The organism is Amycolatopsis sp. NPDC045836 (assembly GCF_056431745.1).
Genome location: NZ_JBWKKF010000004.1, coordinates 448623 through 469262 on the forward strand (window position 1 = coordinate 448623; position 20640 = coordinate 469262).

The window sequence follows — 20640 nt, forward strand, 5'->3', positions numbered from 1 at the left end:
GGCCCCCGGCTTCCCGGAACGATCGGATCCATGCGTGGCACGGCTGCCGGAATCGGCCCGGTTCAGCGACGGCCGGAACGGCTGCCGGTGTAGGCGGACTCCCGCAGGCGGGCCAGCCAGCGTGGGTACATCCGCAGGTGCTCCGGGTGGTGCAGCATCGGGTCGAAGGACGGCTCGGCACCGTCCCCGCCGGCCGGGTGCAACCGCAGGTCCGCCGCCGGTTGCCAGCCGGCGCGGCGGCCCGCGGTGTACAGGGTGAACTCCAGCGGCACCCCGGTCAGCGCCGCCCCGCCCGTGGTCGGGCGGTCATCCGCCTTGGCACCGATCCACAGCAGGCGGCCGTCCACCGAGTACGGCGTGAGGCTGCTGAACACCGCGCTGCTCCAGGACGCCGCGGGCCACGGCAGGATCCGCGCCCGGGAACTGGTCAGGGTGAGGTCCCAGCCGGGCAACCGCAGCGCCAGGCCCAGTGCGTCCGGCAAGCCGCCGGGGGTGCCGACGCCCTTGGACAGCCGGGCCGTGACCTCGGTTTCGCCGGGCTGGATGGGCAGGCCGCCACCGGGCCGCACCCGCAGCTCACCGCCGAACAGCCGCCCCCGCGGGTGGAACGCACGCGCGTGCCGGGCCGACGCCAGGGCTTCGAAGACCTTCCTGGTGAGCACCATCAGCGACTCCGCGGCACCGGGCCGACATCGGCGTGACGGCCGGGCAGCACCATGGCGTGCCGCTGCCCCGGCCCGGGGCCGGACCGGGCCGCCAGCGCGTCGGCCACCAGCCCGGTGACGAAGGCGTAGACCGCCTTGTGCGCCAGGTCCACCACCAGCTCACCACGCGGCCAGGTGCTGGGCGGGGCACCGACGCCGGTGGCGTTCTCCAGGATCTGGTCGTTGGTCAGCCGCACCACCGCGAACTTCGCCGACGACCACGGCCCCCGCAGGCCGGCGTTGGCCATCACCGACCGCAGGCAGCCCAGCACGATGCCCTGGCCGAAGTGCATCGCCCAGTTCACCGCCACCGGCTGCCGCCCCGGCCGCTCCGCCATCCCGGTCAGCCGCTGCAGCACCCGGGCGGGCACGTGCGAATCGGGCCTGCCGGTGAAGCGCTGTTCGAGCTTCTCGCCCACCGTCATCACCGCCACCCCGGCCGCACCGGCGACCAGCCCCTGCCACCACACCCGCTTCATCATGCCGGTCGGCTACCCCACCGCCGGGTGGTCAATCATCGGCCGGTTACGCGTGGATCGGCGGGGTAATCGCGTCGAACCAGCGCGTCGCCCCGGTCGGGCACGCGAAAGAAACGGCGAGAGGACACCTCGATGTCCCGCAGGAACCAGCAAGCCACCCGCACCGGCCGCCGGCCCGTCCAGTACGCCGCACTGGCCGTCTCGATCGTCTTCCTGCTCGTGGGGGTGATGGGCTTCATCCCGGGGATCACCACGAACTTCGACACCATCACCTTCGCCGGCCACCACTCCGGCGCGATGCTGCTGGGCATCTTCGCCGTCTCGGTGCTGCACAACCTGGTGCACCTGGCCTTCGGGCTGGCCGGGCTCCTGCTGGCCAGGTCGGTCGACGGCGCCCGCAACTACCTCATCGGCGGCGGCCTGGTCTACCTGCTGCTGTGGGTCTACGGCCTGGTCGTCGACCACGACTCCGCCGCGAACTTCGTCCCGCTCAACGGCGCCGACAACTGGCTGCACCTCGCACTGGCCATCGGCATGATCGCGCTCGGCGTGCTGCTGCTGGACAAGACCGCGAGGAGCCGGACGTGAGCAGCCGGCTGCCCTTCCACCCGCCGGAGCGGCAGCTGGGCCTGGACGAACTGCGGGAGATCGCCGGTCAGGTGGCCGCCCAGCCGGAACTGTGGCAGGACGAACTGGTCCGGACCAGCCGGGAACGCACCTACGTCGACGTCTTCACCAACGACCACCTCGGGGTCTGGGCGATTTCGTGGGTGGAGGACGCCCACGACACCGGCTTCCACGACCACGACGTCTCCGGAGGTGCGGTGCAGGTGGTCGAGGGCGCGATCCGGCACGAGCACCTGCGGCTGGGCCACAAACCGGTCGGCACCGCGGTGCCCGCCGGTGACGGGTTCTGCTTCGACAACACCCTCATCCACCGGATGCGCCCCGAACCCGGCGCCGGCCCCACGGTCACCATCCACGCCTACTCACCGCCGCTGACCGAGACCGGGCAGTACGGCGAGGGGCACGACGGCATCCTCCACCGGGTGCCCAGCCCCGCCGAGGACCAGCTCAAACCCCACGGTGGGCAGGGCACACCGAGCGACGGGCGATGACCCGCCGAGCACAACCCGATCGCGACGCATAACCCGGGCCCGGGTGGGTAGCCCGCGCACCGTCCCAGCCTCCGACGAACGGGGCCGCACGATGACCCAGACAGGCGCCCGCCCGGTGCCCACGCCGATCCTGCCCCGCGCCCCCCGGCAGCGCGGGGCCAAGGGCAACGCGCTGCTGCGGCTGCTCAAGACCACCGACCACAAGCAGATCGGCATCCTCTACCTGTCGACCTCGTTCGCGTTCTTCCTCATCGGCGGGCTGATGGCCCTGCTGATGCGGGGCGAGCTGGCGGTGCCGGGGCTGCAGTTCCTCTCCGCCGAGCAGTACAACCAGCTGTTCACCATGCACGGCACGGTGATGATGCTGCTCTACGCCACCCCCAACGTGTTCGGCTTCGCCAACTACATCCTGCCGCTGCAGATCGGCTCGCCGGACGTGGCGTTCCCCCGGCTCAACGCCTTCTCCTACTGGCTCTACCTCTTCGGCGCGATCATCACCGTTTCGGGGTTCCTCACCCCGGGTGGCGCCGCGGACTTCGGCTGGTTCGCCTACACCCCGCTGTCCACCGCCACCTACTCCCCCGGGGTCGGCGGTGACCTGTGGGTCGCCGGGCTGATCGTCACCGGGCTCGGCACCATCCTCGGCGCGGTCAACATGGTCACCACCGTGGTCTGCCTGCGCGCGCCCGGCATGACCATGTGGCGGATGCCGATCTTCACCTGGAACATCCTGTTCACCAGCATCCTGATCCTGGCCGCCTTCCCGGTGTTCACCGCGGCGCTGTTCGGGCTGCTGGCCGACCGCCACCTCGGCGCGCACGTGTTCGACCCGGCCACCGGTGGCTCCATCCTGTGGCAGCACCTGTTCTGGTTCTTCGGCCACCCCGAGGTCTACATCGTCGCGCTGCCCTACTTCGGCATCGTCACCGAGATCATCCCGGTGTTCAGCCGGAAACCGCTGTTCGGCTACAAGCTCATGGTCTGGGCCACCGTGGGCATCACCGCGTTGTCGTTCTCCGTCTGGGCCCACCACATGTTCGCCACCGGCGCGGTGCTGCTGCCGTTCTTCTCCTTCCTCACCTTCCTGATCGCCGTGCCGACCGGCATCAAGTTCTTCAACTGGATCGGCACCATGTGGCGCGGGCGGCTGAGCTTCGAATCCCCCATGCTGTGGGCGGTCGGGTTCATGGTCACGTTCCTGTTCGGCGGGCTCACCGGGGTCCTGCTGGGCGCGCCCGCCATCGACTTCCACGTCCACGACAGCTACTTCGTCGTCGCGCACTTCCACTACGTGCTCTTCGGGACCATCGTGTTCGCCACCTTCGCCGGCATCTACTTCTGGTTCCCGAAGATGACCGGCCGGATGATGGACGAAGGACTGGCCAAACTGCACTTCTGGCTGACCTTCCTCGGCTTCCACGGCACCTTCCTGGTCCACCACTGGCTGGGCAGCGCCGGCATGCCGCGGCGCTACGCCGACTACCTGGCCACCGACCAGTTCACCACCCTGCACCTGATCTCCACCGTCGCCTCGTTCGTGCTCGGGCTCTCGGTGCTGCCGTTCATCTACAACGTCATGCGCAGCTACCGCTACGGCGATCCCGTCAACGCCGACGACCCCTGGGGCTTCGGCAACTCGCTGGAGTGGGCCACCACCTCACCACCGCCCCGGCACAACTTCACCGAACTGCCGCGCATCCGCTCCGAACGCCCCGCGTTCGAACTGCACTACCCGCACATGATCCAGCGAATGCGCGACGAAGGGCACCGCACACCGAAGGGCAAGAAGCGTTCTGCCGATCCCGGCGAACTCGCCGCCGCCGCCACCCAGCCGGAGGAGCAGGGCCCCGGCGACGACCCGCGCGGCCGATGACCAACCGCCGGGAAACCCGTCAGCTGCGGGCGATCGAGCGCGGGCTGGAGCGCACCGACCCCGCGCTGGCCGGCCGGTTCGGCCGCGTTTCCTGGGCCGGGCGCGACCACCCCGTGCTCGCCGCCGGGCTGGACGTCACCGGCACCGCCGGCACCGTGCTGGCCCTGCTGACCAACGTCGGCTGGGCCGGTGCCGGGATCACCGCCCTGATGGTCGGCGCCTGCCTGCACTGCACCCACCACAGCCGGACCCAGGCCCGCCGGCGCTCGGCCACCCGCGAGACGCCGCCGCACCGGCTCGAAGGGAGGAGTTGTGAACCGCACGGCCGTGGCCGCCTCTTCGCAGTGGATCGACGCCGACGGAGTCCGTGAACCCGGTGGTGACGTGCACGCCTGGTTGCGCGGCACCAACCAGACGCTGTGCGGCCTGCCGCTGCACAAGGCCCGCCTGGCGCGGTTCCCGCACGTGCTGTGGATCGACGCGCTGTGGCTGGCGGACACCTCCGGCGAGCGGATGTCACCGTGCCACCGCTGCACGGCCGCCGCCGGTGGCCGCGCCGACCGGCGGCGGTGGACCAGGACCAATCCGCGCCCCTGACCCGGACCGGAGTGCTCAGTCCGGCGGTTCGGCGACTTCCGGGGCCTCACCGACACCACCGGCGCCACCGGCGCCACCGATCCGCGACCTCGACTCGGGTGGGTCCGCCGCCAGTCCCGCCTCGATCGCCGCCGTCCGCGGGGTGCCCGGCGAACGGGGCTGGTCGGGGCTCAGCAGTTCGTGGTCGCGTTCGCTCATGGCCCACGACTACCCGGCCACCACCGGGGCAAGGGGTATCGATCGGCTGACGGCTACCGGTCCGGCGCCGTCAGCCAGCCCCGCTCGGCGGCCTTCGCCCCGGCCTGGAACCGGCTGCGCGCCCCGAGCCGGTCCATCAGGGCGCCCACCATCCTGCGCACCGTCCGCACCGAGACGCGGAGGCTCGCCGCGGCGGCCTCGTCGGTGTACCCGGCCGAAAGCAGCGCCAGCGTCTCGGATTCCCGTTCGGTCAGCTCCGCCTCAACGCCGGGACCGCCGGGAACGAGCGGCACCGCGCCCGCCCACCGGTGCTCGAACAACGCGACCACCGAACCCACCACCGCGGGCAGGCGGAAGACCGCGACGTCGGCCTGCGGCCCCGGCAGCACGGCCAGTTCACCGTCGATGACCAGCGCGTCGGCGAGCTCATCGGGCACCGTGCGCACGTCGGCACCGGCCAGGGCGAGCGAACCCAGTCGCAGCGCCAGCGCCGGGATCGTGCGTGCGCGGTCGGGAACGAGGACGCGGTAGCGCACCTCCGGCCGGAGACGGCTGCGGCCGAGCTGCGCGAGGTAGCGCTCCGGATTGCCGAGCCCGGCGGCGAGCCGCACGTCCCGCTTCGCCGAGACCAGGCGCGCCTGCACGCCCGCGTGGGGGGAAAGTGGCTGGGACACCGCGGCTGCCTGCATCGATGCGGTCATGGGCGTGACCCGGATGAGGCGCCGATGGCGGCCAGCACGTCATCGCGGCGCAGCTCGCGCAGTTCGGCGGGGCCGGGGATCCGGCCGAGCCCGCGCAGCCGTCCCGACTGCGCCTTGCGCACGGTGTCGAACAGCTTGCGCGCGTCGCGGGCGTTGCCGAAGCCCGGCTGGGCCGACAGCCGCCGGAAGTGCTCGGTGAGCGCGGGTGCGGCGGCCGGGTCGAGTTCGTAGTCGCCCGCCTCGACCATCCTGGTGATGATGCCGACCAGCTCGTCCGGGGTGTAGTCCTCGAATTCGACGGTTTTGGCGAACCGCGAGGAGAGGCCGGGGTTCGCGGCGAGGAACTGGCGCATCTCGTCGGTGTAGCCCGCGACGATCACCGCGATCTCCTCCCGGTGGTCCTCCATCAGCTTCACCAGCGTGTCGATGGCTTCCTGCCCGAAGTCGCCGCCGCTGCCGGACTGCCGGGACAGCGTGTAGGCCTCGTCGATGAACAGCACCCCGCCGAGCGCCTGCTCGAACACCACCGCGGTCTTCTCCGCCGTGTGCCCGATGTACTGGCCGACCAGATCGCGGCGGGACACCTCGCGGAACTCGCCCCGCGGCAGCACGCCGAGTTCGCGGAGCAGCTTGCCGTAGGAGCGGGCGACGGTGGTCTTCCCGGTGCCGGGGGCGCCCGCGAAGATCAGGTGGTGGCTCAGCGCGCCGGTGGCCAGCCCGGCTCGCGCCCGCCACCCGTTCACCTGGATCTCGTCGACGAGCGAACGGACCTCGGCCTTGACGCCCGGCAGCCCGACCATGCCGTCCAGTTCGGTGAGCAGGGTGTCCAGCGCACCGGCCCCGCCGAGCAGCTCGGTGGGTTCGGTCACCACCCGCGCCGTCGCCGTGGCGTCGAGCCGGATCGCCGGTTCGGCGGTGTTGCCGATGTCGCACGCCTCGATCGAGCCGCCGCAGCCGGGGCCCACGTCGATGCCGACGCCGCGGGCGTCCCGCACCGAGGTGTGCTTCAGCACGGGTTCGCTGCGGTGGGCCACCACGATCGCGGCCTGCCCGGTGCGGCTGATCCGGCAGTTCTGCACCGTGGGCCGCGCGTGCTGGTAGATGTAGAGGCCGCGACGGCCGCAGCCGCTGATCGTGCAGGAACGCAGCACCGGGTCGGCGCCGAGCCCGACGATCACGCCGTCCGCGGCGACGTCCTCGATGGTGACGTTCTCCACCGAGCCGGACGCGCCTTCGAGCACCAGCCCCTGTTCCGCGCCGGTGATGGTGACGTCCCTGATGGTCAGCGGCCCCGGCCCGCGGACGGCCACCCCGGTCCCCCGGCCGGCCTGCACGGTGCAGCCGGCCAGGGTCAGTTCGGCGTTCTCGGCCTGCACCGCCGCCGCGTCCCCGCCACGCACGTTCACCCCGTGCACGGCGAGCGCGCCACCGCGGGCGAGCAGCACCGGCACGTCGGCGCCGGTGCCGTCGAGCAGCACCTCGGCGCCGCCCGCCGCGCGCAGGGTGAGGGAGCGTTCCGTGAGCTCCAGGGTCTCGGCGTAGGTCCCGGCCGCGATCGAGACGCACGCGCCGTCGGGTGCCTCGAGCACCGCCTCGCCGAGGGTGGGGTAGGCGCCGTGCCCGGCGGGGTCGACCAGCAGCGTGCGGCCTGCGGACGTGGTCATCGTTGTGCCTCCTCGATCAGCCAGCCGCGGTCGGCGGCCTTCACCCCGGCCTGGAACCGGCTGCGGGCACCGAGCCGGTTCATCAGGCTCGCCACCATCCGGCGCACGGTGCGCACCGAGACGCCGAGCGCCGCCGCGGCCGATTCGTCGGTCCGGCCGGCGCAGAGCAGCGTGAGCAGTTCCCGGTCGCGGCCGGACGGTTCGGCGGCCTCCGGCAGGTCGCTGCTGGCGAACGGCACCGCGACCGGCCACAGCCGCTCGGCCAGCTCGGTGATGGTCGACACGACGCTGGGCAGCCGGAGCACGGCGACGTCGTGCGTGCCCTCGCCGGGCAGGATCGCGAACGTCCCGTCGACCACCAGCGCGTCGACCGGGACCGCGGGCACGGTGCGGATCAGCACCCCCTGCCGGGCGAGCTCGGCGAGCCACCGCGCCGGTTCGGCCGTGGTCCGCACGTGGTCGGGCACCAGCATGCGGTAGCGGATCCCGCGGCCCGGCTGCTCGATCCGGTGCACCGGGCCGGTGAGCGTGCTGACCACCAGCACGTCCCGCCGCGCGGTGACCAGGGTGCCCGCCACCCTGGCGTGCCGGAGTGGTTCCTGGGACAGCTCTCGGGGCGGGGACATCACGGGTTCCCTCCGATCGGCAGCGACGCGGCGACGGCGAGCGCGTGCTGGTTGTCCATCCGGTCGAGCCGCACCCCGGGCACCGCCAGCCGCAGCAGCCGGTCGGCGGCGGCGTCCACGGCGGCGTCGGTGGTGGCCGCCACCCGCAGCACCGCAGCGTGCTCGGGCAGGGTGATCGCGACGGTGCAGGCCACCCCCGGCACGGCGGCGAGCAGCCGGTGCAGCGCGTCCAGCCGCGCGGGCAGCGAGCGGGTGCCGAGGCCGGAGAGGCGCAGGCCCGCCTGGGCCACCGGTCCGGCGCGCCAGTACCGCCGTTCCTCCCGGATCGCGCCCCGGCCGGGCCCGGTGTGGCTGAGCCCGGCCAGCGTGGTCAGCACCTCCGGTTCGGCCAGCGCCGCCGCGGTCAGGCCGGCCCCGCGCAGCTTGCGGTGCAGTTTGCGCACCGTGTTGCCGAGCGCGACGAGCAGCTCGCCGTCTTCGGCGAAGTTCGGCTCGCGCAGCATCCGCACGGCCAGCCACACCCTGGTTTCCTCGCCGGGACGGGGACCGCGGTGCAGCACCAGCTGCGCTCGGACGGCGGGCGGGGTGGCGCCGGTGTCACCGGTGTCGGCCAGCGGCACGCCGGACAGCGCAAAGGCGGCGAACGCGGCCGGGGCGGGGTCGACGGGGCGGAGCACGGCGAGCAGTTCCTCGACCCGGCTGATCACCCCGGCGGGAATTCCGGCGAGTTCGGCGGTGCGCACCCCGGCCCCCGGCGCCAAGGCGCTCAGCAGGGCGCGCGCACCGTGGGTGTCGGGCAGGTCCCTGGTGCGGCGCCGCACCAGCAGCCGCGCCCCGGACACCAGTTCGTCGGAGAGCCAGCGGCCACGGACCCGCACGGCGGTCCAGGTCAGCAAGCCCGCGGCGGCCAGCAGCAGGCCGGTGCACACGGGCCACGGCCTGCCGATCGCCAGGAACGCCAGCACCAGTGCCAGTTGCCAGCACACGATGCGCAGCACCGGCAGCTCCAGCGGGCGGCGGCCGGCCGGTGGGGGTGGCGGCTCGATCCGGTTCACCGGTGCGGCCACCGGGGCTCGCGCGGGCGCCGGGGCGGGGCCGGGCTGGGCCGTGCTCACCGTCGGAGCGGCCGGGCGTGGCCGGGCCGGGGCGACCCGTGCGGCGGCGACGGTCGCGACGGGGACGGCGGACGCCGATGGCGCCGCGCCCTGCGTGGTGGCCGCGCGCTGGGTGGCGGCGGCGCGCTGGGTGGCGGCGGCGCGCTCCGCCTCGTCCGCCCGCTGCCGCTGCTCGGCCGTCACCGCCGGCACCTCATGCCACCCACGCGGCCGTGGCCGTGGCGGAGGCCGAGGCGCACTCCCGGCAGCGTGCGTAGTGGAACACCAGCCGGTGGCCGCGGTAACGGCCGTCGGGCAGCGCGTCGAGCACGCCCGCGTCCACCAGTGCCTCCAGGGTCCGGCGCACGGCATCCGGGCTGCCGCCGAGCGTGCGGGCGGCATCGGCGGCGGCGAACTCGCCGGGCAGCTCGCCGAGTGCCCGCAGCGCCGAACGTCCCGCCGGGGGCAGCGGCGCCAGCGCCGTGGCCAGTGCCCGCCGGTAACCGCCCTTGGCGCAGCCGAGGACGCGGCACGGGCTCGCCGCCTGCTCCCCGTCCGGGGCTCTCCTCGGCCGGGTGCACAGCTTGGCGAGCACGTCCCGCAGCGCGGCCGGTATGCCGTCGCAGAGCGCGAGCAGGGCCTCGTTCGTGCTGCCACGCGCTTCGCCGACGGCGGCCCGCACCAGTGCGGCCACCTCCGCCCGGGACAGCGGGCCGAGCGCGATCCGCACCGCGCCGTCGACGTGCCAGTCGCGGTTGCGGGTGGTGATCAGCGTGCGGCTGCCCGGTCCCGCGGGCAGCAGCGGTTCGACCTGGCCGGGGCCGTCGGCGTCGTCGAGCACCAGCAGCACCCGGCGGTGCGCCAGTTCGCAACGCCACAGCGCGGCCCGCTCGTCCACCGTGCCGGGCAGCAGCGCGTCCGGCACGCCGATGCGCCGCAGCTGCGTGCCGAGCGCGTCGAACGCGGCCAGTGGCCGGGTGCTGCCGTGCAGGCCCAGGAAGAGCTGGCCGTCGGGGAAGGCAGCGGCGAGCGTGTGCGCGGCGTGCACGGCGAGCGCGCTCTTGCCGATGCCGGGCTGGCCGTCGATGAGCACCACCCCGGACGCGCGCCCGATGGTGCTCAGGTCGGCGGCGCGGCCGGTGAACCACGGGGTGTCGCGGGGCAGTTCCCTGCGGTTGCGCGGTGGCTCGAGCGCGGCCAGGTAGGCCGCGGTGAGGGCGCGGCCGGGACGGAGGCCGAGTTCGGCGGAGAGCGCCTGGCTCGCCTGGCGGTAGGCGCGCACCGCCTCGGCTCGCCTGCCCAGCGTGTGCAGCGCGCGCACGAGGCTCGCCCACGCGGTCTCGCGCAGCGGGGCGTCCTCGGTGAGGGCACGCAGGGTGTGCACGGCGTCGCCGGGGCGGTCGAGCCCGAGCTGCGCCTCGGCGAGTTCCTCCCGCAACTGCCTGCGCAGTTCCGCGAACTCCTCGGCGGCGCAGCCCACCGACAGGCCGTCGAAGGCGTCGCCACGCCACCAGCCGAGCGCCGTTTCGTACGCGGCGACCGCGGTGCCGAACTCCCCCGCCGCGACGGCCGCGCGGGCCGCCGCCACCCGTTCGCCGACGTACTGGGTGTCCAGTTCTCCTTGGCGGAGCCGGAGCCGGTAGCGGCCGGGAGCGCTCTCGATCCGGGCGCCGCCGTCCGGCAGCGCCCGGCGCAGCTGCCACACGTAGGTCTTCAGGTTCGACTCCGCGGAGGCGGGCGCGGCCGCATCCTGCCAAGTCGCTTCGATCAGCTGGGCACTGGTGAGCCAGGCGTTAGGGTGCAGCAACAGCGTTGCCAGCAGGGTCGCGGCCTTGCCGTGGCCGAGCCGGTGCACTTCGCCACCGCGGCCGTGCACCTCCAGCGGCCCCAGGGTGCAGAACAGCATGCCGCCCACCATCCCGGCCCGAACATGAGGTTTTGATGACAGCCACAGCGCAACCGGCCGCCGCTCGGCTGCGCAGGCTGCGCTGGCTGCTCACCGGGTTGTTCACCGCGCTCAACGCCGCCGGTTTGCTCGTGCTCGCGTGGCTGTTCGTCGAGCAGGACGGCGAGCAGGGCGAGCTGCGGATGGACGGTGAACTCCGGCAGGTGACCGCGGCGGTGTCCCGGCTGGTGCAGCGCCACGCCGACGACAGCATCACCACGGAGTTCATCCAGCAGGACCAGGTCGCCACCAGCTGCCCCGAGTTCGCCGTGCTGCCCGCGGGCACCGGCCGGTTCGGCGAGTACTTCTCCCAGCGCGACTGCGCCCCGGTGGACCCGGCCCGCCTGCGTGGCCTGGCCCAGCAGGCGGTTTCCAGCGGGCGGTTCATCGAGGGCTTCATAGACACCGGCACCACCGGCGGTGGGCTGGCACGGGTGCTCGCCCAGCCCTTCCTGAACACGCACGGGCAGTACGTCGGCGCCATCGTCACCGTCACCGACGCGACGGCGGAGCTGTCCAGGCACCGCGGCGTGGTGCTGTGGGTGATCGGCGGCTGCGTGCTGCTGGTGGCCGCCGTCGGGGTGGGCGGGCACGTGCTCTCCGGCTTCGCCGTCCGGCCCGCGGCCAGGGCGCTGGAGCAGCAGGAGGTGCTGCTCGCCGAGACCGCGCACGACCTGCGCACCCCGGTGGCGGCGCTGCGGGCGCTCGCGGAAACGGCGTGGCAGCACCCGGCCGAGCGGCCGGACCTGCTGCCCCGCACGGTCCGGCTGTCGGTGCGGATGGGCTCGATCATCGACGACCTGCTGGTGCGTGCCCGGCTCGCGGCCGGGGTGGAGAAGCTGGCGATCCAGCCGGTCTGGCTGGACCAGCTCGTCACCGGTCTCGTGCAGGAGACGCCGACCGGCGGGGCGCAGGTGACCGTGACCGCGGCGCCGAGCAAGGTGCTCGCCGATCCCGGCCTGGTGCAGCGGGCGGTGGGCAACCTGCTGGACAACGCGCTGCGGTACGGCCACCAGCCGGGGGCACCCGCGATCGTGCACATCACCGTGGCGGGCGGCCGGGTGACGGTGGCCGACCACGGTCCCGGCATCGACGCCGCCGTCGCGGAGGAGACGTTCAACCGGTTCACCGGCAGCGGCGGGTCCAGCGGGCTCGGCCTGTCCATCGTGCGCTGGACCGCGCAGGCGCACGACGGTTTCCTGCGCGTCTACAACGCCGAGGAGGGCGGGGCCATCTTCGAGCTGACCTTCCCGCTCGCCGAGTGAGCCCCGGCTTCCGCGCTGGACCGGTTTTGTACCGGGTCGCCCTATCCTCGCCGCGTGACGAGCAAGCTGCGGCACCGGTTACCGGCGGTACTGCTCGTGGCCGCCTGCGCGGGCACGGTGGCGGTCGCGGTCTCCGGCGCGAGCGGGGCACTGGGCGGACTGGCTTTTGTGCCGTCCGGGCACTGGATCGGCAATCCGGAACTGGACGTCCTGTTCCACGTCGACGGGGCGACCGCGGCGGTGGACACGCGGGCGGGACTGGCGCTGGACCCCGGCGACCGGGTCTACCAGGGCGAGTCGAGCGTGTTCGTCGTCGGCGACTCGCGGATCAGGGAGTTCGGCAAGTCCAGCCTCCAGGTGGAGAACGAGGTGACCGCGCCGACCGGTGAGCAGGCGGCCGGGATCGAGGCCCCTGGCGGGCCCTACCTCGTCTACCGCGAGGCGGGCACGGTGGTGCGGCTCGGCGAGCGGCCCGCCACGATCCGCGCGGGCACCGGCCTCGGCGACCCGGTGGCCACCCCGGAGGGCTCGCTCTGGCTGCACCGGATGGCCACCGGGGTGGTGTGCACCCTGCCCGTGGCCGCCGACCAGGTGTCCTGCCCGACGGTGACGCCGACGGGGCACGTCGGTGAGCTGACCGTGGTGGGCAGCGCGGTGGCGTTCGTGGACACCAGCGCCGACACCGTGCAGACGGTGACCGAGCAGGGGCTCGGCACGCCGGTGAACGTCGGCGTGGACCTGCCGCAAACGGCCACCGTCGCCGATGCGGACGCGGCGGGGCGCGTGGCGGTCGTCGACCCCGGCGCGCGGCGGCTGCACCTGATCGACGCGGCCGGTCTCGGTTCCGGCGGCCCGGCCGCGGACACGGTGACCGTGCCGCTGCCCGACGGCGAGTACACCAGCGCGGAAGCGAGCGGTTCGTCGGTGGTGCTGCTCGACCGGCGGGGCAACGCGGTGCACACCTACACCCATGACGGCAAGCCGCAGGCGGTCACCCCGGTGCCGCCGGAGACCGGTGCGCCGAGGCTGAGCCGGGGGGCGGACGGGCGCGTGTACGTCGACGGGGACAAGGGCGGGCACGTCATGGTCGTCGACGAGCGCGGGGCGGTGAGCCAGGTGCCGCTGGAAGACGCCGCGAAACCCGGTGAGCCGCAGGCACCGCCGCCAGAGCAGCCGCCGGACAAGGGGGCACCGCCGCCGCACGATCCGCCCACGCAGGCCGGGCCGCCGCAGCAGCAGGCTCCGGCTCCGCAGCCACAACCGCAGCCACAACCCCAACCGCAGCCGCAGCCACAGCCGAAGCCCCAACCGCAGCCACAGCCACAGCCGAAGCCGAAGCCCCAACCGCAGCCCGAGCCGCCGCCACCGCCGAAGCCGCTCCCGGCGAGCCCGCCGGGGGTCGCCACCAATCTCACCGCCAAGGTGAGCGGCACCACCGTCCAGCTCACCTGGAGCGCCGCCGCGCCCAACGGCGGTGCGGTGACCGCGTACCACGTGTCCTGGAAACCGGCCGACGGCGCGGGCAGCCTGACCAGGCCCGGCAGCGCCCGCTCGGCCAGCCTGCCCGGGCTGGAGCCCGGCACCAGCTACACCGTGACGATCGTCGCCGAAAACAGCGCCGGCAAAGGCTCCGCGGCCAGCACCCAGGTGACCACCCCGGGCCCGACGATCACGGTGAGCCGCGGCAAGCCGAGCGAGTACGACGGTTGCGGGCCGCCGTGCCACAAGATCCGCATCCGCGCGAGCGGCCTGGAACCGAAGACCGAGTACGAGTTCAACCCGTTCTCGAACCACCCGACCTGGAAGAACCCGGGCTCGAGCTGGACCACCGACGCGAACGGCAAGGTGGACTTCGAGAACATCGACTTCGGTGAGCCGGGTTACCAGGTGTGGGTCGTGATCGAAGAGACCGGCACCACCTCCCCGCGCTACACCTGGCCCGGCGGCTGAGTCCCCGGGTGGCCCAGCCCGCCCGGCCACCCGGGGACATGCCGATCGTGACCAGACATCGCTCGCCCCCTCGGCGCTGACGCGTCGCCCAGGACCAAGGCGAGGGCGAGGACCGAGACCAGGGCGAAGGCCCGGACCAAGACCATGCCGGAGCCAGAACTCGGCCCAGAAACGGAACGGACCCAGAGCCGGAGCCAGGGCGAAGCAGGACCAAGGCCGGAGCCAGAGCCCAAGCAAGACCAAGGCCGGAGCCAGGACCAAAGCCAGAGCCAAGACCAAAGCCAGAGCCAAGACCAAAGCCAGAGCCAGACCAAGGCCGGAGCCAGAGCCAAGTAAGACCAGACCGAGCCCAAAACCAGAGTTGAGGCCAGGCCAGGGCCGGGACCAAGACCGGGCCGGGCTAGGACAGAGCTGGATCAGAGCCGGTACCAGGGCCAAAACCGAGCCCAAAACCAAAGCCAGGGCCGGAGTTCAGGACGAAAGCAAGACCAGGACCAAGGCCGGAGCCAGAGCGAAGCAAGACCAGGACCAAGGCCAGGGCGAAAGCGAGAACCGGAACCAAGACCGAGCCGGGCCGAGGCCGGGGCTGGGCCAGGGCCGGAGGCCGAGGCCAGGGCCGGGGGCCGAGGGCCGAGGGCCGAGGGCCGGGGCCAGGGCCGGGGGCCGGGGCCAGGGCCGGGGGCCGGGGCCAGGGCCGGGGGCCGGGGCCAGGGCCGGGGCCGGGGCCAGGGCCGGGGCCGGGGCCGGGGCCGGGGCCGGGGCCGGGAGCACAACATCCGGCGCCGGACTCGCCTGCGGGCACGGACGCGGCGCCCCACCGCCTCGCGGCAACCCCGGAGTCGGCCACCGCAGGGGAAGCCGCGCCGGGTCACGCTCTCGGGCGGCGGACCCTTCTCGGCTGTTCCTGCTCCACCGGCTCCGGCTTCAGCGGGGTGGTCGCGCCGGGATTGGTGACCTGCCAGACCTCGTGGTCGAGCGGCTCCCCGGCCGGCGGACCGGCTTTGCCCGACATGGCCACCGGCCGGTAACCGCTGCCCGCCGGGTCGGCCAGTGCCGACCGCCCGCGCAGCCGCGGCGGCACCCCGGGCGTCACCGGCGGGACCCGGGTGCGGCGCTCGCCGTCCTCCAGTGAGCGCGCCGGGCGGTGGCGGCTGTGGGCCCCACCCGCCATCATCGGCGGCATCATCATCATGGGCGGGATCATCCGTCCCTGCCCCCGCGCCGGCCCCGGTTCGCCCGTGCCCGGCGCCGCGGGCGGCTGCGGTGCCTCGGGGGTGGCGCGAGAACTGTTCAGCGGCACCGGATCGGCCGCCCGCTCGATCCGCCGCGGCCCCTCGGCAGCAGCCGGCACCGACCCATCGGCTCCGCTCGCCTTGAACCCGCCACCCGGCCGCGAACCACCGGACGAGCCCTTGGACGGCCGGCGCGCACCCGCCCGCGAACCGCCCGGCGGCACGGCGACGAGCCCGGGGATCGACAGGCTGCCCGGCGGCAGCGCCGCCCCCGGCGGGTCCGGCACCACCCCGGGTACCGGAGCGGGCGCACCCGCGAGCTGCACGGCCGGCTCACCGGAACAGCAATCCGCCGCCAGCCTGCCGGTCACCGCTTCGGCGCCGGCCGCGCCGAGCACCGCCTCGGCGGCCGCGAGGAAGTAGCGGTCGAGTTCGCCCAGACGAGCGGCTGACTCGTCGCCGCCGTCCTCCCCCGCGCTGGTCAGCCTGGTCCTGGTCAGCAGCAACTGCCTGGCCAGTTCGTCCAGCGCCAGCCACGGCCGGTGCCGGTTCACCCGGGACAGCGCCTCCTCGACCGCCATCCGGCGGAGCGTCACCTGGCGGGCGAACTCGGTCCCGGTCGGGTCGTTCCAGTTCGGCTTCAGGGTGTCCAGTTCACGCCGCAGCGAGTCGGCGAGCTCCCCCAGTTCGGCCGCGACCGCGCGCCACATCCGGCCGGCCTGCTCGACCCGGGCCAGGTGCGCGTGGGCCTCCACGTCGACGAGGGCGAACTGGACCATCGGAGGCAGGCGGGCGTAGTCCATCGCTCAGTCCCGCTCGACGACGCCGAGCACCGCTCGCGCGCCCGCCTGGTCGGTGGCTTCGTAGTCGTCGGCGGCCACCGCCGCCGCGGCCTTCAGCGTCGCGATCGCGTCCCGGGTCTCGGCGAGGAACTGGCTGAGCGACAGCGTCGCGGCCAGGTCGGCGGCGGTGAACCCCGCGCACGCGGACATCCCGGCCGGACAGGGCGCGGCGGCGGGCGGGACCGCGTCCGGTGCGGTCACCGCATCGGGCCAGGCGACCCGTTCGGCGAAGCCGCGCATCGCCTCCGGGTCGCCGTGCATCTCGTGACGCGCCTCACCCATGGCTGCTCCCCTCGTCCTTCGCCAGCCAGCCGAGCTGGACCAGTCTCGCGGCGTGCCGCCTGCCGACCAGCCACGCGCGGCCCGGCGGCAGCGGTTCCGGTTTCAACCCGCCCAGCAGCGGGCCCTCCTCCTTGTCGCCGGACATCAGCAGGCCGGGCGAGCCGACGTCACGCAGCCGCGAGATGACCGGTTCGAACAGCGCCCGGCTCGCGCCGCCGGTGCGGCGGGCCAGCACCACGTGCATCCCGATGTCCCGCCCCTGCGGCAGGAAGTCCAGCAGCGGCAGGAACGGGTTCTCCAGCTGGCTGACCACGAGGTCGTAGTCGTCGATCAGCAGGTACAGCTCCGGCCCCTGCCACCAGCTGCGGTCGCGCAGCTGGTCCGGGGTGACGCCCGGCCCCGGCAGCCGCGCCGTCATCTCCTCGGCCACCTGCCGCATCAGCCGGGTGGTCGAGTCCCGGTCGGTGCCGTAGCCGATGAGGTGCTCGGAGGTGACGTCGCCGAGCAGGCCGCGCCGGTGGTCGACGATGATCATCCTGGCCTGCCTCGGCTGGTAGCTGTCCGTGATGGCCCTGGCCAGCGTGCGCAGGAACGTGGTCTTGCCGGATTCGGTGTCCCCGAACAACACCAGGTGCGGGTCGGCGCCGAAGTCCAGCCGCACCGGGCCGAAGTCGTCTTCGGCGAGGCCGACGGCCAGCCGGTGCGCGGCGGCGTCGTGGGCGCGGGCCAGCTTCGCGTAGGGCAGCTGGGCGGGCAGCAGCCGCACGGCGGGCGCGGGCCGGCCCGGCCAGGCCGCGGCCACGGTGTCCACCAGCTCGCGCACCCCGTCGGCGAGGCCGGCCGGGTCCTCGACGCCGTCGATCCTGGGCAGCGCCACCAGCAGCTGGTGCTTGCTCATCGTCACGCCGCGGCCCGGCGCGCCTTCGGGCACCTTGATCGCCGACGCCCGGTCCACCATGCTGTCCACCGGGTCGCCGATGCGCAGTTCCAGCTTGCTGCCGAACAGGTCCCTGATGTTCATCCGCAGGTCGAACATCCGCGCCGCGGACACCACCACGTGCACGCCGTAGGAGAGGCCGCGGGCGGCGATGTCGGCCACCACCGCCTCCAGGTCGTCGAACTCGCTCCGCAGCGTGGCCCAGCCGTCGATGACCAGGAACACGTCGCCCCACGGGTCCCCGTCCGGGCCGCCGCCTTCGCGCACCAGCCGCCGGTAGGCGGCCATCCCGTCGATCTCGCGTTCGGCGAAAACCCGTTCCCGCTGCGCGATCAGCGTGCGCACCTCGGCGATCGTGCGCCGCACCGCACCCACGTTCTGCCTGCCCGCGACCACCCCGACGTGCGGGAGGCCGCGGATCGACGCCAGTGCGCCACCGCCGAAGTCGAGGCAGTAGAACTGCGCCTCACGCGGTGTGTGGGTGAGCGCGAGGCTGGTGACGATCGTGCGCAGCGCGGTGCTCTTGCCGGACTGCGGCCCGCCGATCACCAGCACGTGCCCCGCCGAGCCGGACAGGTTCAGCACCAGCGGGTCGCGCCGCTGGTCCAGCGGCCGGTCCAGGATGCCGACGACGGCCCGCAGCGCACCGGCCAGCCGCTCGTGCGCGGAGCCGAAGCCCCGCTCCTCGTGGGCGACGAGGTTCGGCAGCAACGCGTCCAGCGTGGGTGAGGCGTCCAGCGGCGGCAGCCACACCTGGTGGGCGGGCGTGCCCCGGCCCCGCATCCGCTCGACGATGATGTCCAGCAGGCTCTCGCCCACCGCCTCCTCGTCCGGCGCCTGCTCGGTTTCCGCGGGGTCGAGCGCGGGCGCCAGGTAGCGCGTCGAGTAGTCCGGCAGCTCCACCGCGCCGTCGTCCCCGGTGTCCAGCGGGCCCGGCTCCCGCGTGTGGTGCGTGCCGGAGACGTACGCCGAGCGGAACCGCACCATCGACCGGTCGTCCGTCTTGAGGAAACCGTGGCCCGGCGCGCGGGGGAGCTTGAAGGCGTCACCGACACCGAGCACCGTCCGGCTCTCCAGGTCGGAGAACGTGCGCAGCCCGATGCGGTACGACAGGTGGGTTTCCAGGCCCCGCAGCCGCCCTTCCTCGAGCCGCTGGCTGGCCAGCAGCAGGTGCACGCCGAGCGCCCGGCCGACCCGCCCGATCTGCACGAACATGTCGATGAAGTCGGGCTTGGCCGAGAGCAGTTCGCTGAACTCGTCGCAGATCACCAGCAGCGTCGGCACCTCCGGCAGCGGGGCCCCGGTGGCGCGGGCGCGCTCGTATTCGCGCAGCGACGTGAAGTTGCCCGCCGCCCGCAGCAGTTCCTGCCGCCGCAGCAGCTCACCGGTGATCGCGTCGGTCATCCGGTCCACCAGTGGCAGTTCGTCGGCGAGGTTGGTGATCACCGCGCTGGTGTGCGGGAGCTTGTCCAGGGTGGCGAAGGTGGCGCCGCCCTTGAAGTCGACGAGCGCGAAGTTCAGCGAGTTCGGCGGGTGGGCCACCGCCAGCGCCAGCACGAGCGTGCGCAGCAGTTCGCTCTTGCCGGAACCGGTGGCGCCGATGAGCAGGCCGTGCGGCCCCATCCCGTCCTGCGCGGACTCCTTGAGGTCCAGCTCCACCGGTGTGCCGTCGGTGCGGATGCCGAACCGGACCCGCAGCCGGTCCCGCGTCGGCCGCTGCACCCAGGTCTCGGCGGGGTCGAAGGTGCGCGGGTCGCCGATCTCCAGCAGCTCGGCCAGGTCGAGGTCGGTGCTCAGCGGTTGCTCGCCGCGCCCGCCCGCGCTGGCCCGCAGCGGGGCGAGCTGCCGGGCGATGCCCTCGGCGGCGGGCACGTCCAGCTCGTCCGCCCAGCCGAGTTCGACCGTGCCGTCCAGGGTCTGGCTGGCCAGCGCGCCGTCCTCGCCGACGTGCAGCACGATGGTCGCCGGGTCGAGCGCACGGGGTGGCACCCCGCGCAGGTCGATCACCGTGACGCCTTCGAGGCCGCCCTCGGCCATCAGCGTGTCCGAGCCCGCCGTCGATCCGCCGTCGAGCACCACGACCACGTGCGGCAGGGCGGCCCGGCTGTCCACCGCGAGGTCGAACCGGGGGCGCTCGCCGAGCAGGTCGTCGATCATCGCCTCGATCGACACGATGGAGCCCGCCACCAGCCGCAGCGGCCCCACCGCGTCGGCCCGCTCTGGGTGCAGTGCGTGCGGCAGCCACTTGAGCCACTCCCACTCCGCGTGCGCGACCGCCGAGGGGCAGGCCGCGATCCGCAGGTCGTCGGGGGACTGCAGCGAGGCCAGCTGGGTGAGCACCGCGCGCACCAGCGCGGTCGAACGGGTCCGGTCGCCGCGGACGTAGATCCGGCTGAACCCGTTGACGGCCATGGCCAGCGGCAGCCCGGGAATGGCGGTGTAGGTGGTGAGGAACCGGCGCAACGCCAGCGCGGACAACGGTTCCAGCTGTTCCAGCGGTTTGGCCTCCGGCGGGACGGGGGTCATCGCGGGCCGCTGCTCGCCGGTGCCGATGCGGGCGACCCCGAAGTCGGCGTCCACCGGGCGGCGTTCCCACAGCCGGTAGCTGGCGACCAGGGAGAGCAGCGCGGCCGGTTCCGGGTGCAGGTAGACCATCGCGTCGCGTTGCTTGTGGATCGACCGGGTCAGCCGCAGCCGCTGCTGCCCGAGGTGGCGGAGGTAACCACGCCGTTCCTGGCCCATCTCGCGCTTGCCGGGCCCGGAGGAGTTGAGCAGCGCGACGCCCACCATGCCCAGCATGCCGACGCCGAACAGGGCCATCACGACCAGCCGCAGCACCCCGGCACCGGCGCCGAAGCTGCCGGAGAACATCAGCATCATCGCGGCCATCATGGCGATCATCGGGATCACCATGAGGACCTGGGTCCACTGCCGCCCACCCGGCTGCGGGATTTCCGGCGGCGGATCGAGGATCAGTTCGCCGGAGGGTTGTTCCGGAGCGGGCCGGCGAACCGGCCTGCGCACCACGACCGTCGCCATCCCGCTCCCTCCATCCACCGGACGCCGACGATTCTCACCCCGGTTCGCGGGGTGGTGGGGCCGTTGGCAGGAACGTGCCGCGCGGCTCAGCGGG

Annotated in this window: 18 protein-coding genes; 7 read left to right on the forward strand and 11 right to left on the reverse strand. The window is 73.8% G+C overall.

Translation table 11 applies throughout. The annotated features are described in order from the left end of the window. Window positions 1–62: 62 nt before the first annotated feature. Together AC07EG_RS09480 and AC07EG_RS09485 are read right to left on the reverse strand one after the other, a co-directional pair. Window positions 63–665: a hypothetical protein gene (locus tag AC07EG_RS09480; RefSeq protein WP_478252555.1), complete on the reverse strand. Its 603-nt coding sequence runs from the start codon at window positions 663–665 to the stop codon at window positions 63–65. Continuing rightward, a complete protein-coding gene (locus tag AC07EG_RS09485; RefSeq protein WP_478252556.1) occupies window positions 665–1186 on the reverse strand; it encodes a hypothetical protein in 522 nt (173 codons plus the stop codon). Before AC07EG_RS09485 ends, AC07EG_RS09480 begins: the two co-directional genes overlap by 1 nt. A gap of 129 nt (window positions 1187–1315) precedes the next feature. Here AC07EG_RS09485 and AC07EG_RS09490 point away from each other — a divergent pair, with 129 nt between their 5' ends. The 5 genes from AC07EG_RS09490 (at window position 1316) to AC07EG_RS09510 (ending at window position 4771) form a co-directional block, all read left to right on the forward strand. Then, window positions 1316–1771 (forward strand): DUF4383 domain-containing protein, encoded by a 456-nt coding sequence (locus tag AC07EG_RS09490; RefSeq protein WP_478252557.1) that lies wholly within the window; start codon window positions 1316–1318, stop codon window positions 1769–1771. Next, entirely contained in the window at window positions 1768–2301 is a 534-nt protein-coding gene (locus AC07EG_RS09495; protein ID WP_478252558.1) for a cupin domain-containing protein, read from the forward strand. The genes AC07EG_RS09490 and AC07EG_RS09495 overlap by 4 nt, the downstream gene beginning before the upstream one ends. A 91-nt stretch (window positions 2302–2392) precedes the next feature. After that, window positions 2393–4174, forward strand: a complete 1782-nt coding sequence (ctaD, locus tag AC07EG_RS09500) for an aa3-type cytochrome oxidase subunit I (RefSeq protein WP_478252559.1) — start codon at window positions 2393–2395, stop codon at window positions 4172–4174. Further along, complete coding sequence (locus AC07EG_RS09505) at window positions 4171–4545, forward strand: DUF3040 domain-containing protein (RefSeq protein WP_478252560.1); 375 nt, start codon at window positions 4171–4173, stop codon at window positions 4543–4545. The genes ctaD and AC07EG_RS09505 overlap by 4 nt, the downstream gene beginning before the upstream one ends. After that, window positions 4487–4771 (forward strand): hypothetical protein, encoded by a 285-nt coding sequence (locus AC07EG_RS09510; protein ID WP_478252561.1) that lies wholly within the window; start codon window positions 4487–4489, stop codon window positions 4769–4771. The genes AC07EG_RS09505 and AC07EG_RS09510 overlap by 59 nt, the downstream gene beginning before the upstream one ends. A gap of 15 nt (window positions 4772–4786) precedes the next feature. Here the strand turns inward: AC07EG_RS09510 and AC07EG_RS09515 are convergent, their stop codons facing one another. Genes AC07EG_RS09515 through AC07EG_RS09540 form a run of 6 tightly spaced genes read right to left on the reverse strand, consistent with a single transcriptional unit; the run spans window position 4787 to window position 10960 of the window. Then, the gene (locus AC07EG_RS09515) at window positions 4787–4969 is read right to left on the reverse strand and encodes a hypothetical protein (protein WP_478252562.1); all 183 of its coding nucleotides are present in this window, start codon (window positions 4967–4969) and stop codon (window positions 4787–4789) included. Between the two features lie 53 nt (window positions 4970–5022). After that, window positions 5023–5670, reverse strand: coding sequence for a helix-turn-helix transcriptional regulator (locus AC07EG_RS09520; protein ID WP_478252563.1), 648 nt, complete (start codon window positions 5668–5670; stop codon window positions 5023–5025). Continuing rightward, window positions 5667–7334: a right-handed parallel beta-helix repeat-containing protein gene (locus AC07EG_RS09525; protein WP_478252564.1), complete on the reverse strand. Its 1668-nt coding sequence runs from the start codon at window positions 7332–7334 to the stop codon at window positions 5667–5669. Before AC07EG_RS09525 ends, AC07EG_RS09520 begins: the two co-directional genes overlap by 4 nt. Then, window positions 7331–7960, reverse strand: a complete 630-nt coding sequence (locus tag AC07EG_RS09530) for a helix-turn-helix transcriptional regulator (protein ID WP_478252565.1) — start codon at window positions 7958–7960, stop codon at window positions 7331–7333. Before AC07EG_RS09530 ends, AC07EG_RS09525 begins: the two co-directional genes overlap by 4 nt. Beyond that, complete coding sequence (locus AC07EG_RS09535; RefSeq protein ID WP_478252566.1) at window positions 7960–9258, reverse strand: hypothetical protein; 1299 nt, start codon at window positions 9256–9258, stop codon at window positions 7960–7962. Before AC07EG_RS09535 ends, AC07EG_RS09530 begins: the two co-directional genes overlap by 1 nt. Before the next feature lie 10 nt (window positions 9259–9268). Beyond that, on the reverse strand, window positions 9269–10960 hold the full coding sequence (locus AC07EG_RS09540) for an AfsR/SARP family transcriptional regulator (RefSeq protein ID WP_478252567.1): 1692 nt from the start codon (window positions 10958–10960) through the stop codon (window positions 9269–9271). A gap of 35 nt (window positions 10961–10995) precedes the next feature. Between AC07EG_RS09540 and AC07EG_RS09545 the strand changes: the two genes are divergently transcribed. Then, window positions 10996–12264 (forward strand): sensor histidine kinase, encoded by a 1269-nt coding sequence (locus AC07EG_RS09545; protein WP_478252568.1) that lies wholly within the window; start codon window positions 10996–10998, stop codon window positions 12262–12264. A gap of 54 nt (window positions 12265–12318) precedes the next feature. Continuing rightward, entirely contained in the window at window positions 12319–14214 is a 1896-nt protein-coding gene (locus tag AC07EG_RS09550) for a fibronectin type III domain-containing protein (protein ID WP_478252569.1), read from the forward strand. Between the two features lie 868 nt (window positions 14215–15082). On the opposite strand, the gene AC07EG_RS09555 is transcribed toward AC07EG_RS09550, so the two are convergent. The 3 genes from AC07EG_RS09555 to eccCa are packed head-to-tail and all read right to left on the reverse strand — an operon-like array spanning window position 15083 to window position 20546. Continuing rightward, window positions 15083–16225: a hypothetical protein gene (locus tag AC07EG_RS09555; RefSeq protein WP_478252570.1), complete on the reverse strand. Its 1143-nt coding sequence runs from the start codon at window positions 16223–16225 to the stop codon at window positions 15083–15085. A gap of 27 nt (window positions 16226–16252) precedes the next feature. Then, complete coding sequence (locus tag AC07EG_RS09560; protein WP_478252571.1) at window positions 16253–16570, reverse strand: hypothetical protein; 318 nt, start codon at window positions 16568–16570, stop codon at window positions 16253–16255. Next, window positions 16563–20546: a type VII secretion protein EccCa gene (gene eccCa, locus AC07EG_RS09565; protein ID WP_478252572.1), complete on the reverse strand. Its 3984-nt coding sequence runs from the start codon at window positions 20544–20546 to the stop codon at window positions 16563–16565. The genes AC07EG_RS09560 and eccCa overlap by 8 nt, the downstream gene beginning before the upstream one ends. Window positions 20547–20640 lie beyond the last annotated feature (94 nt).

What these genes read in the sequence shown, in the direction of transcription:
- AC07EG_RS09480 (WP_478252555.1), bottom strand. Translation starts at nt 665, where the DNA reads ATGGTGCTCACCAGGAAGGTCTTCGAAGCCCTGGCGTCGGCCCGGCAC.
- AC07EG_RS09530 (WP_478252565.1), bottom strand. Translation starts at nt 7,960, where the DNA reads ATGTCCCCGCCCCGAGAGCTGTCCCAGGAACCACTCCGGCACGCCAGG.
- AC07EG_RS09505 (WP_478252560.1), top strand. Translation starts at nt 4,171, where the DNA reads ATGACCAACCGCCGGGAAACCCGTCAGCTGCGGGCGATCGAGCGCGGG.
- AC07EG_RS09490 (WP_478252557.1), top strand. Translation starts at nt 1,316, where the DNA reads ATGTCCCGCAGGAACCAGCAAGCCACCCGCACCGGCCGCCGGCCCGTC.
- AC07EG_RS09520 (WP_478252563.1), bottom strand. Translation starts at nt 5,670, where the DNA reads ATGACCGCATCGATGCAGGCAGCCGCGGTGTCCCAGCCACTTTCCCCC.
- AC07EG_RS09555 (WP_478252570.1), bottom strand. Translation starts at nt 16,225, where the DNA reads ATGGTCCAGTTCGCCCTCGTCGACGTGGAGGCCCACGCGCACCTGGCC.
- AC07EG_RS09545 (WP_478252568.1), top strand. Translation starts at nt 10,996, where the DNA reads ATGACAGCCACAGCGCAACCGGCCGCCGCTCGGCTGCGCAGGCTGCGC.
- AC07EG_RS09560 (WP_478252571.1), bottom strand. Translation starts at nt 16,570, where the DNA reads ATGGGTGAGGCGCGTCACGAGATGCACGGCGACCCGGAGGCGATGCGC.
- AC07EG_RS09540 (WP_478252567.1), bottom strand. Translation starts at nt 10,960, where the DNA reads ATGCTGTTCTGCACCCTGGGGCCGCTGGAGGTGCACGGCCGCGGTGGC.
- AC07EG_RS09485 (WP_478252556.1), bottom strand. Translation starts at nt 1,186, where the DNA reads ATGATGAAGCGGGTGTGGTGGCAGGGGCTGGTCGCCGGTGCGGCCGGG.
- eccCa (WP_478252572.1), bottom strand. Translation starts at nt 20,546, where the DNA reads ATGGCGACGGTCGTGGTGCGCAGGCCGGTTCGCCGGCCCGCTCCGGAA.
- AC07EG_RS09515 (WP_478252562.1), bottom strand. Translation starts at nt 4,969, where the DNA reads ATGAGCGAACGCGACCACGAACTGCTGAGCCCCGACCAGCCCCGTTCG.
- ctaD (WP_478252559.1), top strand. Translation starts at nt 2,393, where the DNA reads ATGACCCAGACAGGCGCCCGCCCGGTGCCCACGCCGATCCTGCCCCGC.
- AC07EG_RS09525 (WP_478252564.1), bottom strand. Translation starts at nt 7,334, where the DNA reads ATGACCACGTCCGCAGGCCGCACGCTGCTGGTCGACCCCGCCGGGCAC.